This window comes from Shewanella sp. SR44-4, assembly GCF_014163715.1.
In the GTDB taxonomy this organism is placed as follows: Bacteria; Pseudomonadota; Gammaproteobacteria; order Enterobacterales; family Shewanellaceae; genus Shewanella.
Window position 1 is genome coordinate 84,404 of the sequence record NZ_JACJDU010000011.1, and the last position, 26,617, is coordinate 111,020.

Sequence of the window (26,617 nt, forward strand, 5' to 3'; positions counted from 1 at the left end):
CAGTATCTTCTCAATACACACCAAGGATTGATCGTGACACGATTCCCTAAATTAACACCGCTTTTTTTGAGCACCGCATTAACACTCACACTTTGTTATCCTGCGCTTCATATTGCTGACAGCCAAGCAAATGAAGCTTCAATCTTCAGTGAAATGGCAACGGCTCAGCCAATCTATGCTAAGCATGGCATGGTTTCAAGCCAAGAAGCCATAGCTAGCCAAATTGGTGTTGATATTTTAAAACAAGGTGGCAACGCGGTCGATGCGGCCGTAGCAGTGGCATATGCACTTGCAGTAACCTTACCTCGCGCGGGTAATATTGGTGGTGGTGGTTTTATGCTAGTGCATTTAGCCGAGCAAAATAAAACCATTGCTATCGATTACCGTGAAACAGCCCCTGCTAAAGCGCACAAAGATATCTTCCTTGATGAACAAGGCAATGCAGTTGACAAGCTCAGTCGTGAGCATGGACTAGCTGTGGGCGTACCTGGAACCGTTATGGGGATGGAACTGGCCTTAAAACAATATGGCACCATGAAAATGGCGCAAGTGATCAAGCCTGCGATTAAGCTCGCCAAAGACGGTATAGTTGTTACTTCAGATCTATCAAACTCATTAGCGGGCCTTAAATCTCGTATTACTCAATGGCCAAGTTCAGCAGCAATTTTCTACCATGCCGACGGCAGTAATTATCAAGTCAATGAATTGCTCAAACAACCTGAGTTAGCACAGTCTTTATCGTTGATTGCCCAGAAAGGTAGTAAAGGGTTTTATCAAGGTGAAACGGCTGAAAAAATTGTCTCTGCGGTCCAAAATGCTGGCGGGGTAATGAGTTTAAATGATTTAGCTAACTACAAAGTTGTTGAGCGCGAACCGGTTCGAGGTAATTATCGAGGCTACGAAGTGGTATCTATGCCGCCGCCATCTTCAGGGGGTATTCATATTATCGAAATGCTCAATGTACTCGAGCAATTCCCCATTGATAAATTAGGCCACAATAGCGCAAACACTTTGCATCTTATGGCCGAAACCATGAAATATGCCTATGCTGATCGTAGTGAGTATTTAGGCGACCCAGATTTTGTTACTGTTCCTGTAAAACAATTGACTAGCAAACAATACGCAAAAGAGATTGCCAGTAAAATCGCCATCAATAAAACCACCCCTAGCAGCGAAATTAAGCCGGGGAAACTAGCACCATATGAGAGCGATCAAACTACCCACTTCTCGGTTATCGATAAATGGGGCAATGCAGTTGCTAACACCTATACCCTTAACTTCAGTTATGGTTCAGGCTTAGTCGCTAAAGGTACTGGGATTTTATTAAACAATGAAATGGATGACTTTTCGGTTAAACCAGGTACCCCTAATGGTTATGGCTTAATTGGTGGGGAAGCAAATGCAGTGCAAGGAAATAAGCGCCCTCTTAGCTCCATGAGTCCAACCATGGTAATGAAAGATGGCAAACCTTTCATTGTTACCGGCAGCCCTGGTGGCTCACGGATTATTAATATTACGCTGCAAATGATCATGAATGTGATTGATCATAACTTAAACATTGCCGAAGCAACCGCTGCTGCACGTATGCATCACCAATGGTTACCTGATTTTATTTGGGTGGAACATACATTGAATCGCGATACTATTTCATTACTTGAAGCCAAAGGTCACAAAGTGAAAGTGCAAGAATCGATTGGCAGTACTCAATCGATAATGATGACAGAGCAAGGTCTTTTTGGCGCTTCAGATCCAAGACGCGCGGGTTCTGCCGCCATCGGCTATTAATACCATTAACCATTACCCTTAAAGCAATAGCGGCTTTACATAATCTAAAGCCGCTATCATTGATAATAAAGTAACAAAAATCATTAACAATATCGTTCTCACGCTAGCGGTACTTACCTAATTCGAAATCATTTCGAATACATAAAAAGTTCATCTTGATGGTTCACAATTAAAATATGTTAAATCAAACATAAACTATATTAACTCACAAAAAATAACATATTCATCGCCTATCAAACTTGTTTATAATCATAGTGTTAAATGGACATCTCATTCAGGGGTGAATAATATTTTATTATATTAAAACAAAATCAATATTGTATTTCCAACGAGTTGAACAATACTAACATCGCAATGTGATTGTTTATTAAGCTTTAGCTTTTGTTAGTGATTTTATCCCATTATTTAAAGTGATATTATTGTAACCATGTTAAATAAATTGATTACATAAGGTTATATGCTGCTGACAAATTTAAAAATTAAGCACAGAATTACCCTACTTACTGTTGTCGCCATTTTGTCGTTTGTGATTTCTTTAATTATTAACAATCAAACTGGTGAAAACAATGCACAACGGTTAAACGGACTTCAAAACCAACTTTATCCCGCACTTAATCTAGCAACCATAAATCAAGGGTTGTTACTGCAATTAGATCAAACTATTCAGTCAGCAATAACCACAGGCGAAGAAGACAGCTTAGACATAGCTAAAACGATGGTGAAGCAAATTACGGATAATTTAAATGAGTTAGCCATTTTACTTCCAGCTGAAGAAATAAATACACAACAATTGATTCGTGACATTACCCTTTATCATGAAAATGCTAGAAGCCTTGCTGCCGAGTTTATAAAGGATGATGTTGACTTTAGTAAAATTCAAACTCAAGCGACAGATAATGCCAAGCGATATCAAACTTTAGTTAAACAATTTGCGGCCAAGAAGAAAGATTATTCAACAGAGTTTGAGCAACGGATCCAATTAACCATAGCCAGTACTGAACGTGCAGAAAATAGTCTAATGCTCATTGGTATTGCGGCTACAGTCGTCATGATTGCAGTAGGAGTCTTAGTTAATAAATCAATTATTAGTACTATCGACAATGTAACCCAGTCACTTCGTAACATATCCCAAGGTGAAGGCGATCTACGATCACGGATTCAGTATGCAGGCAAAGATGAAATAGCACAGTTTGTTTATTGGTTTAATCAATTTGTGTCTAAACTTCAATCGTCTATTGCCGATACAAAGAATACCACTGAAAATTTAACCGAAGTTGCAGCAACGTTACTCAGTGGTAGTCAATACAGTGAACTCAATGTACAGCAACAAAATGAATCCATTGAGCAGATATCACAAGCCATGAAAGAAATGTTTGTCAGTGTCACTCATATTGCTGAATACGCATCAAGCGCAGCGCTTGATGCTGAGAATGCCAACACTGAGGCAAAACAAGGCGTTGTTATTGTTAACGATGCTGTTATTACCATTAATACCTTGGCTGAAGAAGTACAGCAAACTGCGGTTGTCGTTAATCAATTGGACGCATATACCCATAATGTTAATGACATATTAGACACGATAAGAAGTATTGCAGATCAGACTAATTTACTAGCACTTAACGCTGCGATTGAAGCCGCGCGTGCTGGTGAACATGGGCGCGGGTTTGCGGTAGTTGCAGATGAAGTCAGAACATTGGCCTCTAGAACACAAACCTCGACCCAAGAAATCCAACAAGTGCTACAAGAATTACGCTCCACGTCTAAACAAGCCGTTGACGCGATGGCTCGTGGTATCAACACTGCAGCAATAGGGGTTAAATCAACCTCTTTAGCCGGTGAAGCCTTACAACGTATAACAGGTAAAGTGAGTGCAATATCAGAGGTTAATGACCAAATTGCGGCTGCCACCGAAGAACAACATACAACTTCGGTGTTGATTCAGCAATATGTAGCTGAAATGGAAGCCGGTTCACAGAAAGTCAGGGTAACGACGGCTGATATGGGAGGGATCAGTGTTGATATTCAAAATATAAGTGAAAGACTACAATCAATTACTAACCAATTTAAGGTGTGAGATTGATTGTAAATGCAGTAGCAGAAAACCAAAAATATAAGCCCTAGAGGCATATTGAGTGATGATCAAGGAGTAACACCATGCAGTTTAATTTAAAAGTATTATCTGTTGCAATATCAATGGCAATGATACCTAACCTAGCAACAGCAGATGAAGCTGCTGATGCAAAAATAGCTAAGTTAGAGCAGCAAGTTCAAACGCTGCAAAAACAACAAAATGCTAGCCTAACTGACAAAGTAAAATTTAACGGCTTTATTAGTGGAGCCTATATCAGCTCTGACAATGATGCTGGTTATAATAATGCAGATTCAAGTGCTGATTTTAACGAAGACAGTAAATTAGGGCTACAAGGTACCTTTAACATTTCTGACAATACTCAAGCAGTATTACAGTTAATGATGCGCGGTAAATACGACTGGGAAGTTGAAGCAGAATGGGCCTATTTATCTCATCGCTTTGAAAACGGCGTCAAGATTCGTGGTGGTAAACTGCGAGTCCCTTTATTCATGTACTCTGATTACTTAGATGTTGGCTACGCACAGCCATTTGCTCGTCCACCACAAGAAGTATACGGCGCTATTCCGTTTTCGTCTTACACAGGCGCTGGCGTGTCATACGATGTTGAATATGATGACTCAACCTTAACAATGCAAGCCTTTGGTGGTGAGTCAGATGTTAAAAATTCAGCGGTTGAACTCAGTAACCTTATGGGTGCTAACCTGAGCTGGACTGACGAAATATGGACTTTACGTGCCGTATACGCTCAAGCACAACTAGACGGACCTATTGTTAATGAAGTTGACGTAACATTAGCGCCTGGAGTGAACACCCAAGCGAACTATACGGTATTAGAACTTGATGATGATAAAGGTTCTTTCGTCGGAGTGGGTGCAAGTTACGACAATGGTGAAGTCATTGCGATAACAGAATGGACTCGTTCAGAAATTGATAACGCTTACCCTGATATTGATTCTGGTTACTTAACATTAGGCTATCGTATTAAGGAATTTACGCCTTACGCTACTGTTGCTTATACGAAAACTCAAGATAATGATGAGCGTCTACCTTTATCTACAGCGGCTGCAATTCAGATGGTCGCCTTTAATGCTGAACGTATGGCTTACAGTATTGGTTTGCGATGGGATGCAATTGATAACGTTGCGATTAAATTTGATGTCACCTACGCCGATGATTTTGGTGACACTTCAGGTGGATTCTTAGGCAACAACTTGGACACGTCAACAGGTAAATTCACTTACGATGACACCTTGATTTACACCGTTAAATTCGACGCAGTATTTTAAGGGGTATGATAATGAAAAAATTATTAACAATTTTAGCACTAAGTTTAACTGCCGTTACCTCAGCTAATGCTGCTGTAGTGATTATTGGCAATCCTGCTGCTGCAGATATTTCAATTAATGATGTAAAAAAAGCTTTTTTAGGAAAAGGTGATTCTTCAGTCGTCGTTTACGAATTAGAAGAAGGTAATCCTATTCGCAGTGAGTTTCATCAAGCTGTTACCGGTAAGTCAGATGCTCAACTGAAAGCATTTTGGTCTAAGCAAGTCTTCACAGGTAAAGGTACTCCACCTCCTGCGGTTTCTGGTGCAAGTGCGATGAAATCAGCAATTGCAAGCAATCCAAATGCCATTGGCTACATTGATGAAGCAGACGTTGATGCCACAGTAAAAATCATTATTAAGCCATAAATAATAATGAAACTGTGATTAATACCCACCAAATAGAGTAGAAACATAACCAGCGATGGTTTTGACAGTAACCAAAAAACAAACCGAGCAATTACCACGATTGCTCGGTTTTTTGTTGCTAACTCATCAATAAAACATTGAGCCGACTAAGTTAATAGCAACAAAATAGCACCAAAACATATCAACAATCCGTTTATTAATGTTTATGGTACTTTGCTGATATCCATAAACTAATAAATATTGCCAGCAATATGATATTCAGGCCATTGAGACTACGATTGATGAGTTATACCAGAGAGTTAGTACTCGCATTGATAATCGTTAAATATCTGCCTTGCCATATGATTGAAGCAATAGAATAATCATATTAATTTCACTCGCGTCAAATACATATTTTTAATTTAACAGATCATGTACCGATGAAATGGTACAGATAACTAAAAGGTAAAGATGCAAGTATTAAAACGCTGTTACCTAGCAAAGGTTGATTAAAGGATAAACCTTAATATATTAAGATTTTAATTCTATTATTAACCATACCCGTTATGGTTTTGGTCGTGTTAATTTTAACCAGCACAGTGAATATTATTACATTTATAATGACTATTTAGTCTAAATAAGCAGAATTTATATATTTAGTGACATAAGTGTTATTCATAGTAAACCATGAAATAAGTTCATAGTACCAGTCTCAGTCTCAGTCTTTATTAAGTAAACCGACAAATTAATATAAAATACAATGATAGCCAGTCAGCTTTTTATCACTTTTTATGGCTATTAATTGCGCGAACGCACTCATTAATCATATTAATTCAGCGTTCCATCACAATTTATTCATATCTTATGCTTATAATCAGCGCGGTGTTTTCATTTTATTATCAAAATAGTTAAGGAACGTTAACACTACGTAAGAGGCAAAAACAAAAAATACGCCTCGGGGTCAAATAAATATAGAGAGTAAATTATGTTAAATAAAACACTTCTTGCCGTTGTTATCGCTGGTGCACTGGGACTCGGCGGTTGCGGCTCTGATAATGACGATCAAACAAGTACTGTTACTGCAGACATCAAGTTACGTGTAATGGAAACGACTGATCTTCATACCAATATGATGGATTACAACTATTACTCAGGGAAAGATGATAAGACCATTGGTCTGGTACGTACAGCAAGTTTAATCAATGCAGCACGCGCCGAAGTCACTAACTCAGTTTTATTAGATAACGGTGATTTATTGCAAGGTAGCCCTATGGGAGATTACATTGCCAATAAATTCAAAACTGACAGCAACATGTTAACCGACACACACCCAGTGTACAAAGCAATGAATACACTAGATTATGAAGTAGGTAATATTGGTAACCATGAATTTAATTATGGCTTAACATTTCTTGAGCAATCAATATCGGGTGCAAATTTCCCCTACATTAACTCGAACGTAATTTGTGCTGATAAAGATGGTTGCTGGGGTGATGTGCTATTTAATGAAAACATGTTCACACCGTATATAATTAAAGACAAAGTTGTTATCGATGTTGACGGTAATGAACACACAATCAAAATCGGTTATATCGGTTTTGTACCACCACAGGTTTTACAATGGGATAAAGCTAACTTAGACGGTAAAGTTGAAGTCTTAGGCATTGTTCAAGCGGCTAATAAGTTTATTCCGCAAATGAAAGCTGAAGGTGCTGATATTATTTTAGCCATTCCGCATTCTGGTATTGGTTCAAGTGAAAACCCTGGCGATCCATGGGCAGAAAACGCCACTTATGCACTCACCAATGTTGATGGTATTGATGCAATATTCTTTGGCCACAGCCACTCAGTTTTCCCAGCCGCAAGCTATAGCGATTTACCGAACACCGACGTAGAAAAAGGGCTATTAAACGGCATTCCAGCTGTAATGCCTGGTCGTTGGGGTGATAACTTAGGTGTGGTTGACTTAGTTGTACGCCAAGTAGAAGGAAAATGGACCGTAATTCATGAAGAATCAACGGCTAAAGCACGCCCAATTTACGACAATGCTAATAAAGTAGCATTGGTTGAAGGTGAAGCGAGCTTACGTGATGCAATTGAAATTGAACATAATGGTACTATCGAATATGTTAGCCAACCTATTGGGGTTGCTGCCGCTAACATGTACAGCTTCTTAACGTTAGTTCAAGATGATCCAACGGTTCAGATTGTATCTAATGCTCAAATAGCGCGTGTTAAAACATTAATTACTGATGATTTAAAAGATTTGCCAATCTTGTCAGCTTCGGCACCATTTAAAGCCGGTGGACGTTATGCTGAAGGAGATGCAAGCCAATATGTACAAGTTGATGCTGGCGACCTTTCGTATAAAAACGCAGCTGACTTATACCTTTATCCAAATACTATGGTTGCAGTTAAAGCCACCGGTGCGGAATTAAAAGATTGGTTAGAATGTTCTGCCAACCAGTTTAATCAAATTGATCCAACCATCAGTGCCCCACAAAATTTAATTAATCGCGCAGGCCACCCAACCTATAACTTCGACGTTATTGATGGCCTAACTTACAAAATTGATGTAACTCAACCAACTAAGTTTGACCGTAGCTGTGAAGTTGTTAATGCCGGTGCTAACCGTATTGTTGACTTAGCTTACACTGCTGCCGATGGTACGGTTATTACGGGTGATGATTTAGCCGCTATGTCATTTGTAGTGGCATCAAATAACTACCGTGCATTTGGTGGTTCATTTGCGGGTACCGGTTCTGACCACGTAGTGCTAGAACTGCCAGATACCAACCGTGATGCATTATCAGCTTATATTACTGAGCAATCACAACCAAATGCAACTGGCGGATATGATGCTATGGTCGATCCATCAGCTGATTACAACTGGGATTTTAAAACTATTGATAATGCGACTGTTGCATTAGACATTCGTTTTGAAACTCAAGATAGCGATGTTGCTGACAAGTTTGTTGCTGATAATCAACAACGTAAAATGGTGAAGTTACCTACAACAGCTGATGTTGTCGCAGGCTTTGCGATTTATAGCATCGACCTAACGACACCTGTTGCTGCTAAATAATTATTAGCGGACTCAATACAAAGAAGGCGCTTTATGCGCCTTCTTTATTTTTATAGTTCTGGCCTAAAATATGGCCACACAACTTAAATACAGTCACCATTATTTAAACAATGAGTTTGCAAACTATTACTCTTCAAACAACTGCGCCATTTTTTGAATATGCACTAATGAAACGTGATGTTGATTTCGTTGTGCACAAAGCTGTTGATGTTGGTCATCATCTGGATTCCCTACTAATACCACTTTAACTTGATAGCCTAATGCTTTTGCTGCTGCGTCATAAGCCATAAATTCCCATTTCGCGATATTAGTATTATCACAAATAACTATTGGTTCATTTCGCGCCAACGCCTGAATAAAAGCCGTTAAATTAGCCTGATGATATTGGCCAATTTTTTGCGGATTAAAGCGATATTGTCCCTGTTGATAAAAATAGCGATCTGTAGAGAATAGACCATGCTGTCGGATATGAATCGCCTGCTCAATGCCTTGAGAAATAATAAATTGTTCAACCCAATAAGACTTACCACTGCCAGGTAAACCACGCATTATAATCGCCAGCTTTGACGGCATCACGTCATTTACCGCTCTATCAACTAACTTTTCACTCACTTCCAACCACCTTACCTGCTAAAATATCGTCAACTAACTTAGGTAAAATATCACCCGCTTTTCCGGTAAAATGATATTGAAACTGACTATGACGGTCTGCAGGATCAAGGTTAACCTCCACAGTTTGAGCACCGTGGTGATTCGCGCTATCGACAAAGCCTGCCGCGGGATAAACCGTACCAGATGTGCCAATCGCAATAAATAAGTCACAGTGGTCTAAAGCGTCGTGGATTCTGTCCATACCAAAAGGCATTTCCCCAAACCACACAATATGTGGCCGCAAGCGTTTTCCCGGGATACAACAAGTGCAACAGTTTTCAGCACCAAAAGGTTCACGTAATACAAAGGTTTGTAATGATTGTGGGCATCGACCTTTTGCTAATTCGCCGTGCATATGCAGTAATCGTTTAGACCCTGCCCGCTCGTGTAAATCATCAACATTTTGGGTTATCACTAGCAATTCACCCGTAAATTCTGTTTCAAGTTTCGCGAGTGCTAAATGTGCTGCATTTGGAATGACATCATCACTGTGTAATTGTTGCCAGCGGCTATTATAAAAACGCTCCACTAACTCGATATCTCTTGCATAGCCTTCAGGAGTGGCAACATCTTCAATATGATGCTGTTCCCATAAACCATGCTGATCTCTAAACGTGCTCATACCCGACTCAGCTGAAATACCTGCGCCGGTCAGCACTACAATTTGCCGGTACATTGTTTGTCCTTTATTGTGATGATGTAAAATAAAATGTAATGACTTTTAATACCATATCAAAAATACGTACTCAGGTTACAAAATGTTGTCACTACACGGTCTAAAAATTCACATAAAATTCATGTTATAGATTTGATAATAATATCGGATATCCGAATAGGTACAATAATCCCTTAGTATAAGTAAGCTTATTGAGAGATCCTTAACAAATAATATCAGCTTAAGTGACTGTTTTACTAAATATCCTCTATATAGGTTGATAAAGCAGCTTAAGAGGTTTATGTTTTTAGACTCAAGACATATAATGATTAGAATATCCACCGATGAACCGATTGGTTCTGCAATCAAGAGATTAGCAATGACAGATGGAAATCAAGCACTCAAAAAAGCCGGATTAAAAATAACTCTGCCGCGAGTTAAAATTCTAGAACTGATGCAATCCCCAGACAACCAGCATATCAGTGCAGAAGACTTATATAAAAAGTTACTCGAAATAGGCGAGGAAATTGGTCTCGCTACTGTATACAGAGTATTAAACCAGTTCGATGATGCGGGCATTCTAAATCGTCATCATTTTGAAAGTGGTAAAGCGGTGTTTGAAATGTCGACTCAACAACACCATGATCATTTAGTGTGTTTAACCTGTGATAAAGTGATTGAGTTTACTGACGACGTAATTGAACGTCGCCAAGATGAAATCGCCATGCGTCATAACATCAAGCTGACTCACCATAGCTTGTACCTTTATGGCCATTGCACCAATGATACTTGTGATCACGCTGACGAATAGTCAGTATGTGAGCAACAAACAAACCAGCAAATTTGCTGGTTTTTTATTGGTTAATATTTGTCATAAGATTGAAAATTTAGTTAAAGCAACAATGTCAGCCATAGGCTAAAACTAAACACAGATAACAAGGTCGATAATACCACTGTGCTACCTAAAGTTGATTCATGTTGCTTAAGCTCTGTGGCAATAAGATAAGCGTTGACGCCAAGAGGAGAGGCACTGAGTAACACCAACATCGCGGTGCTTGAAGCTGCTAGCTCAAACACAAAATGCGCCATCACATACACTAACGCTGGCAATAAAATAATTTTTAAGCTACTTGCCATTAAGGCTAAACGCCAATGTTCACCTACGCGATAAAAACTTAAATTAGCACCTAGCACAAACAATGCACACGCCAAAGCGGGCTTAGCTAATAGCGCTAAACCATCATCTAATTGTGGTCCCAAGTTAATACTTAATGCATTCGCAAAAATGCCTAGCCCTATACTCATTACTACCGGATTAAGTGCCATAGAGCGAGCAAACCGTCGCCACGAGAAACCCTGAGGCTGCGCTCGTGCAGCTAAGATAAAAGTCAGTGCAAACAGGGTGGCGCTATGAAAAGTAATGATCATAAATACCTGCCCTATCATTGCTGGGCCTAATGCAGCGATAATAATGGGTAAACCTACCAATACCGTATTGGAATAACTGGCGCCCAACGCGAATACCGCACTGGCATCACGCCCCTGCAGCGCTATTGGACTAAAGAGGCGATTAATTCGGTAACCTATAGCAAACACTAACAACACTGGTAAATAAAAAGCCAGCAATGCAAATGGATCAATGCTTTGCGCTAATGGTGCTGCCAGCATATTGATAAATAAAAATGCCGGAATACTGACATAAAAAGTAAATTTGCTGATCCCAGCAATGTGTTCTTTATTAAAGAAACCCACTCGGGTTAATACAAAACCTAATACCACCATAAAAATTAACGGAAATATAATACTGATGATGGCCATACTTACCTTACAAATACCGAACTAAATGCCAACTGATTGTCTATTATAATAATATGAAAAATATAACAGTATGAAAAATAGTGTAAAAAAAACCAATAAAAAAGGCGCCTAAGCGCCTTTTTCAAGCCGAGTAAATATTACCAGCCAGTACGAATACGTAGTGCTTTACCAATGTCAGCTAAAGAGCGAACAGTCGTAACGCCTGCAGCTTCAAGAGCAGCAAACTTATCTTCAGCAGTACCTTTACCACCAGCGATAATTGCGCCAGCATGGCCCATGCGCTTACCTTCTGGTGCAGTAACACCAGCAATGTAAGATACAACAGGCTTAGTTACGTGTGCTTTGATATATTCAGCTGCTTCTTCTTCAGCATTACCACCGATTTCACCGATCATTACAATCGCTTCAGTCTGTGGATCGTTTTGGAACATTTCCAATACGTCAATGAAGTTAGTACCAGGAATTGGATCACCACCGATACCTACACAAGTAGATTGGCCGAAACCTTCATCAGTAGTTTGCTTAACTGCTTCGTACGTTAATGTACCAGAGCGTGAAACAATACCAACTTTACCAGGTAAATGGATGTGACCAGGCATGATACCAATCTTACATTCACCAGGCGTGATAACACCTGGGCAGTTAGGACCAATCATGCGAGTGCCAGTTTCTTCAAGCTTCACTTTCACTTGCAGCATATCAAGTGTTGGGATGCCTTCAGTGATACAAACGATTAGCTCAAGGCCAGCGTCGATTGCTTCAAGGATAGCATCTTTACAAAAAGGTGCTGGTACGTAGATAACAGTTGCAGTTGCACCTGTTGCCGCTACAGCATCTTTAACTGTGTTAAATACTGGAAGACCTAGGTGAGTTTGACCACCTTTTCCAGGAGAAACACCACCAACCATTTGCGTGCCATAAGCAATCGCCTGTTCAGAGTGAAAAGTACCCTGACCACCAGTGAAACCTTGACAGATTACCTTGGTATCTTTGTTAATTAAAACAGACATTATTTGCCCTCCGCAGCTTTAACAACTTGCTCAGCCGCGTCAGTTAGACTTGTAGCCGCGATGATATCAAGACCAGACTTAGCCAATACTTCACGACCTAATTCGGCGTTAGTACCTTCAAGACGAACAACAACTGGCACTTTAACGCCAACTTCTTTAACCGCACCGATAATACCTTCAGCGATCATATCGCAACGCACGATACCACCGAAGATGTTAACCAATACTGCTTTAACATTGCTGTCAGAAAGAATGATCTTAAAGGCTTCAGCAACACGTTCTTTAGTTGCTCCACCGCCAACGTCTAAGAAGTTAGCTGGCTTGCCACCGTGTAGGTTTACGATGTCCATTGTACCCATTGCTAGGCCGGCACCGTTAACCATACAACCTACGTTACCGTCTAAAGCAACATAGTTTAATTCAAATTTTGCAGCATGTGCTTCACGAGCATCATCTTGTGATGGATCGTGCATCGCTTTGATTTTTGGCTGACGGAATAATGCGTTGCCATCAATACCAATTTTGCCATCTAAACAATGAAGGTTGCCTTCAGTGGTGATAACAAGTGGATTGATTTCTAATAACGCAAAATCATGGTCGTTAAACATGTTCGCTAGACCCATAAAGATCTTAGTAAACTGCTTCATTTGTGTTGGGTTTAAACCTAACTTGAAGCCAAGATCGCGAGCTTGGAAAGCCTGAGGACCTGTTAACGGATCAATGATAGCTGTGTGAATAAGCTCTGGCGTATGTTCAGCCACAGTTTCAATATCAACACCACCTTCAGTCGACGCCATGAACACTACACGACGTGTGCTACGGTCAACAACTGCACCTAAGTACAATTCATTGGCGATGTCAGTGCAGCTTTCAACTAGAATTTTAGCAACTGGCTGACCTTTAGCGTCAGTCTGGTACGTTACTAAGTTCTTACCTAACCAGTTTTCAGCGAATGCTCTGATTTCGTCTTTACTTCCGGTAACTTTAACGCCACCTGCTTTACCACGGCCGCCAGCGTGTACTTGACACTTAACAACCCATAGGTTCCCGCCAATGTGGCCAGCTGCTTCAACTGCTTCTTGAGCGGTATCACATGCAAAGCCTTCAGAGACTGGTAAACCATATTCGGCAAATAAAGATTTTGCCTGATACTCATGCAAATTCATGATGATCTATCCATATACTTCTAATCAAATCCAACTGGCTCAATATGAGCCAGCGACGAGGGTTTTATCTAACTACTTATAGATCAAGTAGCAGACGAGTTGGATCTTCTAGGAAGTCTTTAATCGCGACTAAGAAGCCAACTGACTCACGACCATCAACAATACGATGATCGTAAGAGAGTGCTAGGTACATCATAGGCAGGATTTCAACCTGACCATTGACTGCCATTGGGCGATCTTTAATGGCATGCATGCCTAAGATTGCGCTTTGTGGTAGGTTCAAAATGGGTGTAGACATTAGCGAGCCGAAAACACCACCGTTGGTTACAGTGAAGTTACCGCCAGTCATGTCTGCAACAGACAGTTTTCCGTCACGGCCTTTAATGGCTAATTCACGTACCGCTTTCTCAATCTCAGCTAGGTTCATGGTATCAGTGTCACGTAATACTGGTGTCACCAGGCCACGTGGAGTCGATACTGCAATGCTGATATCAAAATAGTTGTGATACACAATGTCATCACCATCGATAGAGGCGTTAACTTCAGGGAAACGTTTTAGCGCTTCAGTCACCGCTTTGATATAGAAAGACATAAAGCCTAAACGAATACCATGACGTTTTTCGAAAATGTCTTGGTACTGTTTACGAATATCCATGATTGGCTTCATGTTAACTTCGTTAAACGTGGTTAACATTGCCGTTGAATTTTTCGCTTCTAAAAGACGTTTAGCGATAGTCTTACGAAGACGTGACATTGGTACACGCTTCTCACTACGGCCTTCTAATACTGCAACAGGCGCTACCGGCGCTGCTGCTTTAGCTGGAGCAGACTTAAGGAATGCATCAACATCATCCTTAGTAACACGTCCACCAACACCAGAACCTTTAATTTTACTGGCATCAAGATTATGCTCAGCAATAACACGACGAACAGATGGACTTAATGCATCGTTAGATTCATCAGTAGCGACTTCAGTCGTTGCATTAGTAGAAGGCGCTGATGCTTCAGCTTTAGTCACTTCTTGGCCAGACACTGCACCAGCGACGAAATTAGCAATCACTTGCTCACCTAAAACGGTGTCACCTTCTTGGAATAACAATTCAGAGATTGAACCGTCTTCTGGTGCAACCACTTCTAATACAACTTTGTCAGTCTCGATATCAACTAAGTTTTGATCGCGTGTCACCTGTTCACCAGGTTTAACATGCCAAGTAGCAATAGTTGCATCAGCAACAGATTCTGGTAATACGGGTACCTTAATTTCGATACTCATGGAAAGCTTCCCTTATATAAATTATCTATTACGACAGTTTTAATGCGCTATTTACTAATGATTCTTGCTGCTGTACGTGCAACCCAGGATAACCACATGCTGGTGCAGCAGAAGCTTCACGACCGGCATAAGTTAGTTGAGCGCCTGCAGGAATATTAGCCCAGAAATGATGCTGACTACAGTACCATGCACCTTGGTTTTGTGGCTCTTCTTGACACCAAACAAAATCAGTAACATGTTGATATGTTGCTAATGCCTCACGCAATTCCACGTCAGGGAACGGATATAGCTGCTCAACACGCACAATGGCAACGTTGGTAACATTCTCTTTGCGACGTTTTTCAAGTAACTCGAAATACACCTTGCCGCTACAGAATACAACGCGGTCAACTTGGCTTGCATCTAAGGTATCAATCTCACCAATAATATTTTGGAAAGTCCCTTCAGCAAGCTCTTCTAAGGTAGACACCGCTAATGGATGACGTAGCAAAGATTTAGGTGACATGACTACCAGCGGGCGACGCATTGGACGCACAACCTGGCGACGCAACATGTGATAAACCTGCGCCGGAGTTGATGGCACACACACTTGCATGTTGTGGTTAGCACATAATTGCAAGAAGCGCTCTAGACGTGCACTTGAATGTTCAGGACCTTGGCCTTCATAACCATGAGGTAATAGCATCGTTAGACCACATAAACGGCCCCACTTTTGCTCACCAGATGATAAGAATTGATCAATCACCACTTGGGCACAGTTGACGAAATCACCAAACTGCGCTTCCCAAATGGTCAAGCCACCTGGTTCTGCCGTAGCGTAACCGTATTCAAATGCCAACACAGATGCTTCAGATAATACTGAGTCAATAATATCAATTGGCCCTTGTTCATCAGCAACATTACGCAAAGGTAAATAGGTAGTGCCGTCTTTTTGGCTATGCAATACAGCATGACGATGGAAGAACGTACCACGACCAGAGTCTTGACCAGTAATCCGCACACGCTTGTTATCTTCAAGGATAGAAGCATAGGCCAAGGTTTCAGCGAAGCCCCAGTCTAATAACTTTTCGCCTTTAGCCATCGCAGTACGGTCAGCACAAATTTTGGCAACACGAGATTGAAGCGTATGGTTTTCAGGAATATCAACTAACTTATTGGCTAAGTTTTGTAGACGTTCCATTGACATAGCACCCGCGTAATCTTCATCCCATTCGCGATTAAGATACGGCGTCCAGTCAACAGTATGTAACGTCATAGGACGCCATTCATTAACCACACAATCACCAGCATCTAATGCATCACGATAATGGTTAATCAAACCAGTCACTTCATCGGCTGGAATACTATTTTCAGCGATTAACTTATCTGCATAGATTTTACGTGGCGTAGGGTGCTTTTTGATTTTAGCGTACATCAGCGGCTGTGTAGCACTAGGCTCGTCAGCTTCGTTATGGCCATGACGGCGATAACACACTAAATCAATAACCACATCACGTTTAAATTCATTACGATAATCCACTGCAAGTTGAGAGATAAACGCAACCGCTTCAGGATCGTCAGAATTAACATGAAAAATTGGCGCCTGAACCATCTTAGCGATGTCAGTACAGTATTCGGTTGAACGTGTGTCAGCCTGATTAGATGTGGTAAAACCAACTTGGTTATTGACCACTATTCGAATGCTACCGCCAACAGTAAAACCACGTGTTTGAGACATGTTAAACGTCTCTTGCACAATGCCTTGGCCAGTTATAGCAGAATCACCATGAATAGTAATTGGCATGACTTGCAGACCGTCTTTACAACCACGACGATCTTGACGAGCACGAACAGAACCAATAACCACTGGATTAACGATCTCTAAATGAGATGGGTTAAAGGCAAGTGCTAAATGAACGTTTCCACCTGGCGTTTCAAAATCAGATGAGAAACCTTGGTGATATTTTACATCGCCAGAACCGTGAGTGTCGGCATGCTTACCCGCAAACTCATCAAAAAGTTCAGCAGGACGTTTACCTAGCACGTTAATGAGCAAGTTTAAACGACCACGGTGAGCCATACCTACCACGATTTCTTTAGTACCCGCTTCGCCTGCACGGTAAATGATTTCACGCATCATCGGAACGAGCGAATCACCACCTTCTAAAGAGAATCGCTTAGCTCCAGGGAATTTAGCACCAAGGTATTTTTCGATACCTTCTGCAGCATTCAACCCTTCAAGAATACGCTTTTTGACGCTGTTATCGTACTGGGCTTTACCTAATGTGGGTTCAAGACGTTGTTGGATCCAACGCTTTTCATCGGTATCAGTAATATGCATGTATTCAGCACCAATCGAGCCACAATAAGTGCTCTTTAGTGCGTGAATAATATCAGCCAGTTTCATGGTCTCACCACCTAGGGCGAATGAACCAGTATTAAACTGACGCTGCATGTCATCTACGGTTAAGCCGTGATAAGCAGGATCTAACTCCTGAACTTCCTCGCGCTTCCACAATCCTAATGGATCTAAATTGGCATTTTGATGGCCACGGAAACGGTGAGCATTGATCAGTTGCAGAACCTTAACTTGCTTCGCATCTAACTCTGGATCGCCGACGCTGGTAGCGTTTTTTAAACGACCTTGTAGAGCTAAACTGCGGAAATAGTCACGAACTTTAGAGTGAGCAGTTTCGGGTACTTCTACTGAGGCACCGTTAACCGGAGGGAGATTATCAAAAACAAGCTGCCAATCAGGGGTCACTGATTGCGGATCTTCTTGATAGGCTTCATACATCTCTTCTACGTAGGTCGAGTTCGAACCACTTAAATGTGACGACTCGAGCCAGGCTTTCATGATGCCTTGGTGCATTGTTATTCCTTTCAAACTTGATACACGTGCTAGCCATAAACATAACAGTGAGTAACGTAAGTTACATCACACGTAGACTGAAACTATCTTTACAAGATAGTAGCAGGAGGTCTTACATAAACACGCAAAAGAGCCATCTCCAATAATGAAGATGACTCTTAACAGAGCTAATAAGTCAGACTATTTTGCTCTTCGTCGTGCATTAAACAGCTCGCTTCAGTAACATCGACTTGATATGACCAATCGCTTTAGTTGGGTTTAATCCTTTAGGACAAACATCAACACAGTTCATGATGCCATGACAACGGAACACACTGTAAGCATCATCTAGATCAGATAAACGCTCCTCAGTTGCCGTGTCGCGGCTGTCAATCAAGAAACGATAAGCATGCAATAAACCGGCTGGACCGATAAATTTATCCGGATTCCACCAGAAAGATGGACACGAAGTTGAACAACATGCACACAAAATACATTCGTATAAACCATCTAAATGAGCACGCTCTTCAGGTGATTGTATATGTTCACGAGCTGGCGCCTTTTCATCATTGATCAGATAAGGCTTAATTTTTTCGTATTGCTTGTAGAACTGAGTTAGGTCAACGACCAAATCTCGAACTACTGGCATGCCTGGTAAAGGACGGACTTCAATTTTCTTCCCTTTAAAGGTAGATATTGGCGTAATACACGCTAATCCATTTTTACCATTCATGTTAACACCGTCAGAACCACACACGCCTTCACGGCATGAGCGACGAAACGCAATCGTTGAGTCTTGTTCTTTCAGCTTAATTAACGCATCCAACACCATCATATCAGAACCATCAGGCACTTCTAGGGTGTAATCCTTCATGTAAGGCTTGGTATCTACATCAGGATTATAACGATACAATGCAAATGTTAATTTCATCTTTTGCAACTCCTGCCTAATAGGTACGTTTTACTGGTGGGAATGCATCACGTAATTTAGGTGTCATGTTGACATCACGTTTGCTCATATTCTTAGTCACTGGGTCAAATAAGCTATGACACAACCAATTGTCATCATCACGATCTAAATAATCTTCACGAGAATGCGCACCACGGCTTTCAGTACGGAAGTTAGCTGCATAAGCAGTTGCCAGCGCTGTTGCCATTAAATTATCTAATTCTAAACATTCAATACGCTGAGTATTAAATTCATTTGAGTTATCAGATAACTTAGCATTATCAAGTCGCTTTTGAATAGCTTGTAGCTGCTCTAGACCTTCAGCCATGGCTTCACCACTGCGGAAAACAGAGAAATTTAACTGCATACACAATTGAAGCGCTTTACGAATAACCGCAGGCTCTTCGCCGTCTTTGTTGCTTTCCCAACGATTAAGACGAGCAAGTGATGCACTAATTTCTATGTCTGATGCCGCTTTTGGATCAGGTGTAGCGTCTAACGCTTTACCTAAATGTTGACCCGCAGCACGTCCAAAGACCACTAAATCGAGTAATGAGTTACCGCCTAAGCGGTTTGCACCGTGTACAGATACACAAGCGATTTCACCAACCGCAAATAAACCTAATACATCTTGCTCACTGCCATCTTTATTCTGACGAATAACTTGACCGCTCACTTTAGTCGGTAAACCGCCCATCATGTAGTGGCATGTTGGCAATACAGGAATAGGACCGTCTGCTGGATCGATATGAGCGAAAGTACGTGATAATTCACACACACCAGGAAGACGCGCTTCAAGGGTTTCTTTGCCCAAATGATCAAGCTTTAGTAACAAATGCGGGCCTAAAGGACCGTCTAAACCACGACCTTCGCGAATTTCAGTCATCATTGAACGTGCTACCACGTCACGAGAAGCTAAATCCTTCGCATTCGGTGCATAGCGCTCCATGAAACGTTCGCCATCTTTATTTAATAAGTAACCGCCTTCGCCACGACAACCTTCAGTTACCAAGGTACCTGCACCAGCAATACCCGTTGGGTGGAACTGCCACATTTCCATGTCTTGTAATTGAATGCCAGCACGCGCTGCCATACCTACACCGTCACCGGTGTTAATATGAGCATTAGTGGTCGAAGCATAAATACGCCCTGCACCACCCGTTGCGAGTATCGTTGCTTTGGCTTTGAAATAAACAATATCGCCTGTTTCAATTTCAATTGCGGTACAACCCACTACAACGTCATCTTCATTTTTAACCAAATCTAAGGCATACCACTCAGAATAAACGTTAGTTTTATGTTTAACGTTTTGTTGGTATAAACAATGAAGCAATGCATGGCCTGTACGGTCAGCAGCAGCAGCGGTACGAGCAGCTTGCTCGCCACCAAAGTTACGAGACTGACCACCAAAAGGACGCTGGTAGATTGTGCCATTTTCGAAACGAGAAAAAGGTAAACCCATTTGCTCAAGTTCAATAATCGCTTCCGGACCCGTTTTACACATAAACTCAATAGCTTCTTGGTCGCCAATAAAATCAGAACCTTTAACCGTATCGTACATGTGTTGTTCCCAATGGTCCTCGTGCGCATTACCTAATGCTACGGTGATACCACCTTGAGCAGAAACGGTATGTGAACGAGTTGGGAATACTTTAGATAACAGCGCACAGCTCTTACCTTCTTTAGAAATCTGTAATGCTGCTCGCATACCCGCGCCACCGGCGCCGATTACGATTACATCAAATTCGCGTACTGGAATACTCACTTAAACACCCCACACTATTACAATGCCTGACGCTAAATAACTGATCGCGACCATAACAAAGGTAAACTGTAATACACCACGTAACGCTGTGTGTTTGACATAATCAGTCAACACTTGCCATACACCAATCCACGCATGAATAAGTAAAGCAACTAACGTTATAAGGGTAAAGACTTTCATTGGAAGTGAACTAAATAAGCCACTCCAAATTTCGAAAGTTAACGGGGCACTACACGCGATAAAACCTACTAAGAAAATAGTATAACAAGCGAGGATCACTGCACTTGCGCGTAATAGAATATAGTCATGAACACCACTGCGTCCAAAACTTGCTGCATTTGTTACCATACCCAAATCCCCGCTATGATTGAAAAGACTACTGCTAACACAAAAGTAGCCTTAGCTGATGCAACACCCGAAGTTAATTCTTCCCAGTGTCCGGCATCCATAATCAAATGACGAATGCCACCTAATAAATGATAACCCAACGCAGTTAGAATACCCCAAATGATGAACTTCATCACGAAACCATCGAACAAGGATTGTACGCTAGCAAACCCCTCTGGTGATGTTAAAGTCGAATTTAACAGCCATAGAAGAATACCAATTGCGAATAGCATGATAACACCGGAAATACGGTGTAGGATTGACGCGATAGCTGTCGCAGGAAAGCTTATCGTCTGCAGGTCTAGATGGACAGGTCTTTGCTTTTTCACGTTCTGCTCACTCAGCTCCGTCGAGCATTATTTTTGTTATCTATCTGTTTTTTGTTTAACTATTAACGCTAACACTAGGCATACGTTTTAAAACAAATAACGGACCACTCTGAAACATCTAATCAATTGAGAAACCACTATTTAGTTCGTAAATTCATCATTCCTAAACTGTGATGTTCGTCGCCCTTGGGGGCGCAGGCAAGTATACTCGTGGGAATTGTCAAATACAAACCTCACATTATGCAAAATAAGTTTTTTTAGTATTTTTTTATTCTAATCCAAGCGCAGAGCGGTTTACAGGGCACATATACCATGGTCTAACAAATTTAAACGCTTATTTAAATTGATCTGTGATCCCGATCCACTGTAAAGTAATGACCGCTTAACATGCCGCACTCATATAGAAGAATGAAGTAAGGAGAACGGGGTATGGCTGATAATATAGCCAAATTAGAGTTACCAGGAAACGAATCAATCGACCTACCTATCAAGAAAGGTACTGAAGGTTTTGACGTTATCGACATCAGTACACTTGGAAAAAAAGGGTATTTCACCTTCGATCCAGGCTTTTTAGCTACTGCATCTTGTGAGTCAGCAATTACTTATATTGATGGTGAGCAAGGTATCTTGTTACACCGTGGGTATCCAATTGAACAACTTGCAACTGAATCGACCTACTTAGATTTATGCTACTTGCTATTATATGGTGAATTACCGTCTAAAGCTGATTACGAACAATTTGTTTCCACAGTGAAAGAACACACTATGGTTCATGAACAAATTGCATTCTTTTTCAGAGGTTTCCGCCGTGACGCACACCCAATGGCAATGCTATGTGGTGTAACAGGTGCATTATCTGCTTTCTATCAAGATTCTCTTGATGTTAACAATCCAAAGCATCGTGAAATTGCAGCTTACCGCTTAGTGTCGAAAATGCCGACAATAGCAGCGATGTGCTACAAGTACTCAATGGGGCAACCTTTTGTTTATCCACGTAACGATTTAAGTTATGCGGGTAACTTCTTGTCGATGATGTTTGCTACTCCGTGTGAAGAGTACAAAGTTAATCCTGTTGTAGAAAAAGCAATGGACCGTATTTTTGTATTGCATGCTGATCATGAGCAAAATGCATCTACATCTACTGTTCGTTTAGCTGGCTCTTCAGGTGCTAACCCATTTGCATGTATTGCAGCGGGTATTGCTTCGTTGTGGGGCCCAGCTCATGGTGGTGCTAACGAAGCTTGCTTAGAAATGTTAGAAGAAATCGGCAGCGTTGATCGCATTCCTGAATTTATCGAGAAAGCGAAAGACAAAAACGATCCATTCCGTCTAATGGGCTTTGGCCATCGCGTTTATAAGAACTTCGACCCTCGCGCTAAAGTGATGCGTGAAACTTGTCATGAAGTCCTTAAAGAACTTAAAGTGGTTGATCCATTATTAGACGTGGCAATGGAACTTGAGCGTATCGCTCTTGAAGATGAATACTTCATCTCTAAGAAGCTATACCCGAACGTTGATTTCTACTCTGGTATCATCATGAAAGCCATTGGTATCCCTAACGATATGTTCACAGTGCTATTCGCATTGTCACGTACTGTTGGTTGGATTTCACATTGGAAAGAAATGTTAGATCAACCAGGCCACAAAATCAGCCGTCCACGTCAGTTATACACTGGTGAGTCTGCACGTGAATTTGTGAGCGTTGATAAGCGTTAATCTTTTGATTAACCAAACTAAAAAAGCGCCGAAAGGCGCTTTTTTGTTATTTAAATTTAGATATCGGTGACTATTCAACGTAGTGAATAAATCAGCCCTAAACACCTTCAATGATTTATAATCGGTTAGAGGTGATGTTTAATAGAACATTTAATTTTACAATTTTTAACAGATTGAAGTCGTATGACAGTAATCAATTTTGAGTTGGTGGTAGTTACACTCAAATTAGTCTTCGCTGATGACGCTATTACAATCCGGATCACCATTACCGGTGTGCAAGTTAAGAGGTACTAAACCTCTCCAAGAACCCATATTAATGGCTTTTTTACACCATAGTTCCAGCTTTTAGGAACATTAATTAAGCTTTTTTGGCACTGCTCCGCGGCAACATTAATTGTTAAGTTGTGATCATCTATATAAATTGAATTATTCCACCTCGGACCTGTTTCGTTGGCGAAAGATATAACAAAGAAAAAGCAAACAAAAATGTTTTCCCCATGTCAAAGTCCCTTCTGAAGAAACTCTTTTTTGAGAAATATAAACTGTAAAAGAAAGCATAGGCGAAGGTATGAATGAGCCTGTTCAGCAAAATAGACCTGCTTTTCTAATTCATCATCTTGGTACATTTATTCCACTTTAATCACTTTGATTTTAGCAAGATAATGAACATTTTTAATTCACTAGAAATCTTCAATAGAGCCCAACTTACTAAAACCTGAATCATCACAAAGCCAATATTCTTTTGTACCAATTTTTTGTATTGTTACTGATGTTTCTTTAGTAATCATATTAAGTTCTTCGCTGTAGTAGTCACTCACTATGACTTCACTATCGTCGTATGTGAAAGTCATACTGTGCTCTGTAACTAAAGAACGGTGGTAGCTCGATTTACTCACATCACTAATTAGCGCTGCATTAGCAAGCTTTGAACTCTCAATATTAAATTGCTCTAATTTAAACGTGTTATCCATTTTACTAATAACAACATCAATCGATTTGGGCTGATCAGCGTGGCATTTAAATATAATCTCTGCCACATCACGCTGAGAGGCACTACACGATGCAACTAAAAATAAGGGTAAAACCCACAAAGCGTTAGAGAGTTTACTTTTTGTCATATTTTTCAAATGCCTTATGTAATTTAATATCATACTTATTCTGTTCGTACTGTGAACCGTTATAACCTTTCGCAAATGAAGCCCAGTCTAGCGTTATTAGGTACTTTTCTAGCCCTTTATTCTTTACAAAGCTAACGAAAGCATCAAGCTGTTTTCTTTCTGAGCTGAACATTGCTTTAACAAAAGCTTCTACGCTAGTAAAACCTGACTCACTATAATTAAAGCCCATAATTTGAAAGCGCCCCCATGAAGTCGACTTCAAAGCCTCTGAAGTATCTAAACTCATGGCAATTTCAAGCCTTGCATACTCTTGGGAGCCACCGGTATATAAGCTTCGATTCCAGGTTTTGCTGGATACAGATGGATGACTCTGATCATACTTGTGATTTGTCAAACGAGCAAAAATATGGGCTTCAAATAAGATTTTCGGCTTTCCGTTTGAGAAAAATGCATCACCAGAAGACTCTACGTCCGCAACAGCTTTAACAGCAGCGACTTTACAACCAAGTTGATTCGCAATATCTAGATAATCAGAATCTGATATTTTTTGAATTTCGCTAGATGCTACTGGCAACTTAAAGTGGGCTTTGCTTGAGACCGCTATTAGCTTTTCATTTAGCTTTCGATGAGTTCGACCATTTACGTCAATTTTGCCATCTGGACGTACCATGTTGAGTACTTTACTTTGAAATAGCTTTATCGCTGCAACAGTTTTAGCGCTTTCAGGCCTAGAGCCTAAACGGCCATCAACAATTAATGATTTTGTAGGAGGAATGGATTTGAGTAGTTTGTTTAAACCAGTTTGTACTGCTTTTACATCGTTTAAACTGTTAGCGCCACCCAGCCCGACAGCTTGAGATATTTTTATTGATGACATCGTATTATCCTTGTCATTGTGAAATTCATACACCTTATTATATAGTTCTTCTAACTGCTTAATTTTTTGATATAAATGTTAATTAATTTCACAATACTCTAGCCTCCAGGTTGTCAAAAAAACCATCAGGGGCATCTTCTAACTTTACGACAGGCATAGAAGATGAATATTTGAAGGCTGCTGAAGCATCTGAAATAAGCATATTACCTTTAGCGGTTTCCAATAAAATTGCAGCCTCAAAACTATCGACAAATTTTTTATCTTCAACGGGGTTTTTAACAGTAAACACTGTTATCGACATGACTTTTTCATTAATTATTCCACTCCAGTTATCTTTTACTGAGTGTATAGGGTCGTCATATGAAAACTCATCACCAGATCGGCATAAATAAAAATGCTCTTTAACACCGTCTTTTTCATCAAACCAAGTAACAACAGATCTTTTTACATCATTTGACGCAAAACCAATCACATCACCATTATCTAAATGAACAAATATTTTTTTACCTGAATAGGAAAACATGTCTTCATCTTTTACATCACGCATTTTTTTATAGCGACTCATACCAAATTCACTATATGGTTTAGTCATATTGATATTACGTATAAAAATGTTTGCCCATTGTTTTGATAAGAACTTCGACCCACATGCTATCTAAACTTTATATTTAGTTTTTCTTCAAGTTCATCTAAAAAACAAATACCATATTGGGTTTCATCTAATCCTAAGAATAAATGTGAAGGTATATTGCTTTCATATTCATCAAAGCAACAAGCTAAACCAACGGCTATTGATGCAACACTGTCAGTATCTCCGCACAAATCAACACAATTAACTAATAACTCCTTGATATTATCATTGCTCAACAAACAGCTGAAAACGGCACTAACAGTATCATATGCAGCAACAGAAACTTCGCCTCTCCAATCAAAATTCCAATCACCATAACCTTCATTTTCCAAATAAAGTCGCAATTCAGATAGTTTTCCTTTTTTTTGAATAGCAAAATAACTCGTTAAAGCAATCGCACAGCTTGATTTAATTGCAATTTCAGTGTTATGTGTTATTTTTGCTTGCATTGCTGCTAGTTTTAAAAGCTGAATTTTATCTTTTAAAAAACCTAATGGAACCGATCTCATTGCGGCACCATTTCTCTCACTATTTGGGATGATTCTTGATAGTAATTCAGTTCCAGACTCTACATTAGTTAAGAGTTCGTAAAATCCTCTAGAATATCCCCTACGTTTATCTCTTTTAAAGCATTCTACAAATTTATTTGCAATGACTTCGACACTATATTCACCATCTGTTAGCGGCGTTTTTCAAGACAGTTGTCGCCTAAATTGTTAAGCAGCTTCTTTATGTTGCTCTGGATTTAACTCCACAGCGCCTATTGGCTGCCAGTTTCGCTCTTCTTTTGACCATCGCTCTGGATGTT

21 protein-coding genes and 1 pseudogene are annotated in these 26,617 nt (G+C 40.4%); 7 read left to right on the forward strand and 15 right to left on the reverse strand.

The annotated features are described in order from the left end of the window. Window positions 1-33: 33 nt before the first annotated feature. The 5 genes from ggt to H5125_RS07615 all read left to right on the forward strand — a co-directional run bounded on the left by ggt (window position 34) and on the right by H5125_RS07615 (window position 8,634). On the forward strand, window positions 34-1,785 hold the full coding sequence (gene ggt, locus H5125_RS07595) for a gamma-glutamyltransferase (protein ID WP_182743920.1): 1,752 nt from the start codon (window positions 34-36) through the stop codon (window positions 1,783-1,785). A 457-nt stretch (window positions 1,786-2,242) separates the two neighbouring features. Further along, complete coding sequence (locus H5125_RS07600; RefSeq protein ID WP_182743921.1) at window positions 2,243-3,859, forward strand: methyl-accepting chemotaxis protein; 1,617 nt, start codon at window positions 2,243-2,245, stop codon at window positions 3,857-3,859. Window positions 3,860-3,939: 80 nt separating this feature from the next. Continuing rightward, window positions 3,940-5,163, forward strand: coding sequence for a hypothetical protein (locus H5125_RS07605; protein ID WP_162023324.1), 1,224 nt, complete (start codon window positions 3,940-3,942; stop codon window positions 5,161-5,163). Between the two features lie 11 nt (window positions 5,164-5,174). Next, complete coding sequence (locus H5125_RS07610; RefSeq protein WP_182743922.1) at window positions 5,175-5,570, forward strand: phosphate ABC transporter substrate-binding protein; 396 nt, start codon at window positions 5,175-5,177, stop codon at window positions 5,568-5,570. 964 nt (window positions 5,571-6,534) lie between these two features. Next, window positions 6,535-8,634 (forward strand): bifunctional 2',3'-cyclic-nucleotide 2'-phosphodiesterase/3'-nucleotidase, encoded by a 2,100-nt coding sequence (locus H5125_RS07615; protein ID WP_182743923.1) that lies wholly within the window; start codon window positions 6,535-6,537, stop codon window positions 8,632-8,634. Window positions 8,635-8,760: 126 nt separating this feature from the next. Here the strand turns inward: H5125_RS07615 and H5125_RS07620 are convergent, their stop codons facing one another. Beyond that, a complete protein-coding gene (locus tag H5125_RS07620; protein ID WP_162024356.1) occupies window positions 8,761-9,207 on the reverse strand; it encodes an ATP-binding protein in 447 nt (148 codons plus the stop codon). Window positions 9,208-9,238: 31 nt separating this feature from the next. After that, on the reverse strand, window positions 9,239-9,961 hold the full coding sequence (cobB, locus tag H5125_RS07625; RefSeq protein ID WP_182743924.1) for a Sir2 family NAD+-dependent deacetylase: 723 nt from the start codon (window positions 9,959-9,961) through the stop codon (window positions 9,239-9,241). Between the two features lie 358 nt (window positions 9,962-10,319). Between cobB and fur the strand changes: the two genes are divergently transcribed. Beyond that, window positions 10,320-10,751 carry a ferric iron uptake transcriptional regulator gene (gene fur / locus H5125_RS07630; protein WP_101086900.1) on the forward strand — a complete coding sequence of 144 codons (432 nt, stop codon included), beginning with the start codon at window positions 10,320-10,322 and terminating at the stop codon, window positions 10,749-10,751. Window positions 10,752-10,831: 80 nt separating this feature from the next. Here fur and H5125_RS07635 read toward each other — a convergent pair whose 3' ends face one another. The 9 genes from H5125_RS07635 to sdhC all read right to left on the reverse strand — a co-directional run bounded on the left by H5125_RS07635 (window position 10,832) and on the right by sdhC (window position 21,467). Continuing rightward, window positions 10,832-11,758: an AEC family transporter gene (locus H5125_RS07635; protein WP_162023328.1), complete on the reverse strand. Its 927-nt coding sequence runs from the start codon at window positions 11,756-11,758 to the stop codon at window positions 10,832-10,834. A gap of 137 nt (window positions 11,759-11,895) precedes the next feature. Next, window positions 11,896-12,768: a succinate--CoA ligase subunit alpha gene (sucD, locus tag H5125_RS07640; RefSeq protein WP_101086898.1), complete on the reverse strand. Its 873-nt coding sequence runs from the start codon at window positions 12,766-12,768 to the stop codon at window positions 11,896-11,898. Further along, window positions 12,768-13,934: an ADP-forming succinate--CoA ligase subunit beta gene (gene sucC, locus H5125_RS07645; RefSeq protein ID WP_101086897.1), complete on the reverse strand. Its 1,167-nt coding sequence runs from the start codon at window positions 13,932-13,934 to the stop codon at window positions 12,768-12,770. The genes sucD and sucC overlap by 1 nt, the downstream gene beginning before the upstream one ends. A 76-nt stretch (window positions 13,935-14,010) precedes the next feature. After that, window positions 14,011-15,207, reverse strand: coding sequence for a 2-oxoglutarate dehydrogenase complex dihydrolipoyllysine-residue succinyltransferase (odhB, locus tag H5125_RS07650; protein ID WP_182743925.1), 1,197 nt, complete (start codon window positions 15,205-15,207; stop codon window positions 14,011-14,013). A gap of 28 nt (window positions 15,208-15,235) precedes the next feature. After that, window positions 15,236-18,058, reverse strand: a complete 2,823-nt coding sequence (sucA, locus tag H5125_RS07655; RefSeq protein ID WP_182743926.1) for a 2-oxoglutarate dehydrogenase E1 component — start codon at window positions 18,056-18,058, stop codon at window positions 15,236-15,238. Window positions 18,059-18,260: 202 nt separating this feature from the next. After that, complete coding sequence (locus H5125_RS07660; protein ID WP_101086894.1) at window positions 18,261-18,968, reverse strand: succinate dehydrogenase iron-sulfur subunit; 708 nt, start codon at window positions 18,966-18,968, stop codon at window positions 18,261-18,263. Window positions 18,969-18,984: 16 nt separating this feature from the next. After that, window positions 18,985-20,751, reverse strand: a complete 1,767-nt coding sequence (gene sdhA / locus H5125_RS07665) for a succinate dehydrogenase flavoprotein subunit (protein ID WP_101086893.1) — start codon at window positions 20,749-20,751, stop codon at window positions 18,985-18,987. Further along, window positions 20,752-21,099, reverse strand: a complete 348-nt coding sequence (gene sdhD / locus H5125_RS07670; RefSeq protein ID WP_101086892.1) for a succinate dehydrogenase, hydrophobic membrane anchor protein — start codon at window positions 21,097-21,099, stop codon at window positions 20,752-20,754. After that, window positions 21,093-21,467 carry a succinate dehydrogenase cytochrome b556 subunit gene (gene sdhC / locus H5125_RS07675; RefSeq protein WP_101086891.1) on the reverse strand — a complete coding sequence of 125 codons (375 nt, stop codon included), beginning with the start codon at window positions 21,465-21,467 and terminating at the stop codon, window positions 21,093-21,095. Before sdhC ends, sdhD begins: the two co-directional genes overlap by 7 nt. A 429-nt stretch (window positions 21,468-21,896) precedes the next feature. Here sdhC and H5125_RS07680 point away from each other — a divergent pair, with 429 nt between their 5' ends. Continuing rightward, complete coding sequence (locus H5125_RS07680) at window positions 21,897-23,183, forward strand: citrate synthase (protein WP_101086890.1); 1,287 nt, start codon at window positions 21,897-21,899, stop codon at window positions 23,181-23,183. A gap of 680 nt (window positions 23,184-23,863) precedes the next feature. Here H5125_RS07680 and H5125_RS07685 read toward each other — a convergent pair. The 4 genes and pseudogenes from H5125_RS07685 to H5125_RS07700 form a co-directional block, all read right to left on the reverse strand. Continuing rightward, window positions 23,864-24,301 (reverse strand): hypothetical protein, encoded by a 438-nt coding sequence (locus H5125_RS07685; RefSeq protein ID WP_182743927.1) that lies wholly within the window; start codon window positions 24,299-24,301, stop codon window positions 23,864-23,866. Continuing rightward, a complete protein-coding gene (locus H5125_RS07690; protein WP_182743928.1) occupies window positions 24,288-25,178 on the reverse strand; it encodes an N-acetylmuramidase family protein in 891 nt (296 codons plus the stop codon). Before H5125_RS07690 ends, H5125_RS07685 begins: the two co-directional genes overlap by 14 nt. A gap of 88 nt (window positions 25,179-25,266) precedes the next feature. Further along, on the reverse strand, window positions 25,267-25,743 hold the full coding sequence (locus H5125_RS07695) for a hypothetical protein (protein WP_182743929.1): 477 nt from the start codon (window positions 25,741-25,743) through the stop codon (window positions 25,267-25,269). An 86-nt stretch (window positions 25,744-25,829) separates the two neighbouring features. Beyond that, window positions 25,830-26,471: pseudogene (locus H5125_RS07700) on the reverse strand (ADP-ribosylglycohydrolase family protein); the annotation flags it as partial. Window positions 26,472-26,617: the final 146 nt, after the last annotated feature.

What these genes read in the sequence shown, in the direction of transcription:
- H5125_RS07600 (WP_182743921.1), top strand. Translation starts at nt 2,243, where the DNA reads ATGCTGCTGACAAATTTAAAAATTAAGCACAGAATTACCCTACTTACT.
- H5125_RS07695 (WP_182743929.1), bottom strand. Translation starts at nt 25,743, where the DNA reads ATGAGTCGCTATAAAAAAATGCGTGATGTAAAAGATGAAGACATGTTT.
- H5125_RS07680 (WP_101086890.1), top strand. Translation starts at nt 21,897, where the DNA reads ATGGCTGATAATATAGCCAAATTAGAGTTACCAGGAAACGAATCAATC.
- cobB (WP_182743924.1), bottom strand. Translation starts at nt 9,961, where the DNA reads ATGTACCGGCAAATTGTAGTGCTGACCGGCGCAGGTATTTCAGCTGAG.
- H5125_RS07605 (WP_162023324.1), top strand. Translation starts at nt 3,940, where the DNA reads ATGCAGTTTAATTTAAAAGTATTATCTGTTGCAATATCAATGGCAATG.
- sucA (WP_182743926.1), bottom strand. Translation starts at nt 18,058, where the DNA reads ATGCACCAAGGCATCATGAAAGCCTGGCTCGAGTCGTCACATTTAAGT.
- sdhD (WP_101086892.1), bottom strand. Translation starts at nt 21,099, where the DNA reads ATGGTAACAAATGCAGCAAGTTTTGGACGCAGTGGTGTTCATGACTAT.
- odhB (WP_182743925.1), bottom strand. Translation starts at nt 15,207, where the DNA reads ATGAGTATCGAAATTAAGGTACCCGTATTACCAGAATCTGTTGCTGAT.
- H5125_RS07615 (WP_182743923.1), top strand. Translation starts at nt 6,535, where the DNA reads ATGTTAAATAAAACACTTCTTGCCGTTGTTATCGCTGGTGCACTGGGA.
- H5125_RS07620 (WP_162024356.1), bottom strand. Translation starts at nt 9,207, where the DNA reads ATGCCGTCAAAGCTGGCGATTATAATGCGTGGTTTACCTGGCAGTGGT.
- H5125_RS07635 (WP_162023328.1), bottom strand. Translation starts at nt 11,758, where the DNA reads ATGGCCATCATCAGTATTATATTTCCGTTAATTTTTATGGTGGTATTA.
- H5125_RS07660 (WP_101086894.1), bottom strand. Translation starts at nt 18,968, where the DNA reads ATGAAATTAACATTTGCATTGTATCGTTATAATCCTGATGTAGATACC.
- H5125_RS07610 (WP_182743922.1), top strand. Translation starts at nt 5,175, where the DNA reads ATGAAAAAATTATTAACAATTTTAGCACTAAGTTTAACTGCCGTTACC.
- H5125_RS07685 (WP_182743927.1), bottom strand. Translation starts at nt 24,301, where the DNA reads ATGACAAAAAGTAAACTCTCTAACGCTTTGTGGGTTTTACCCTTATTT.
- H5125_RS07690 (WP_182743928.1), bottom strand. Translation starts at nt 25,178, where the DNA reads ATGTCATCAATAAAAATATCTCAAGCTGTCGGGCTGGGTGGCGCTAAC.
- sucD (WP_101086898.1), bottom strand. Translation starts at nt 12,768, where the DNA reads ATGTCTGTTTTAATTAACAAAGATACCAAGGTAATCTGTCAAGGTTTC.
- fur (WP_101086900.1), top strand. Translation starts at nt 10,320, where the DNA reads ATGACAGATGGAAATCAAGCACTCAAAAAAGCCGGATTAAAAATAACT.
- sucC (WP_101086897.1), bottom strand. Translation starts at nt 13,934, where the DNA reads ATGAATTTGCATGAGTATCAGGCAAAATCTTTATTTGCCGAATATGGT.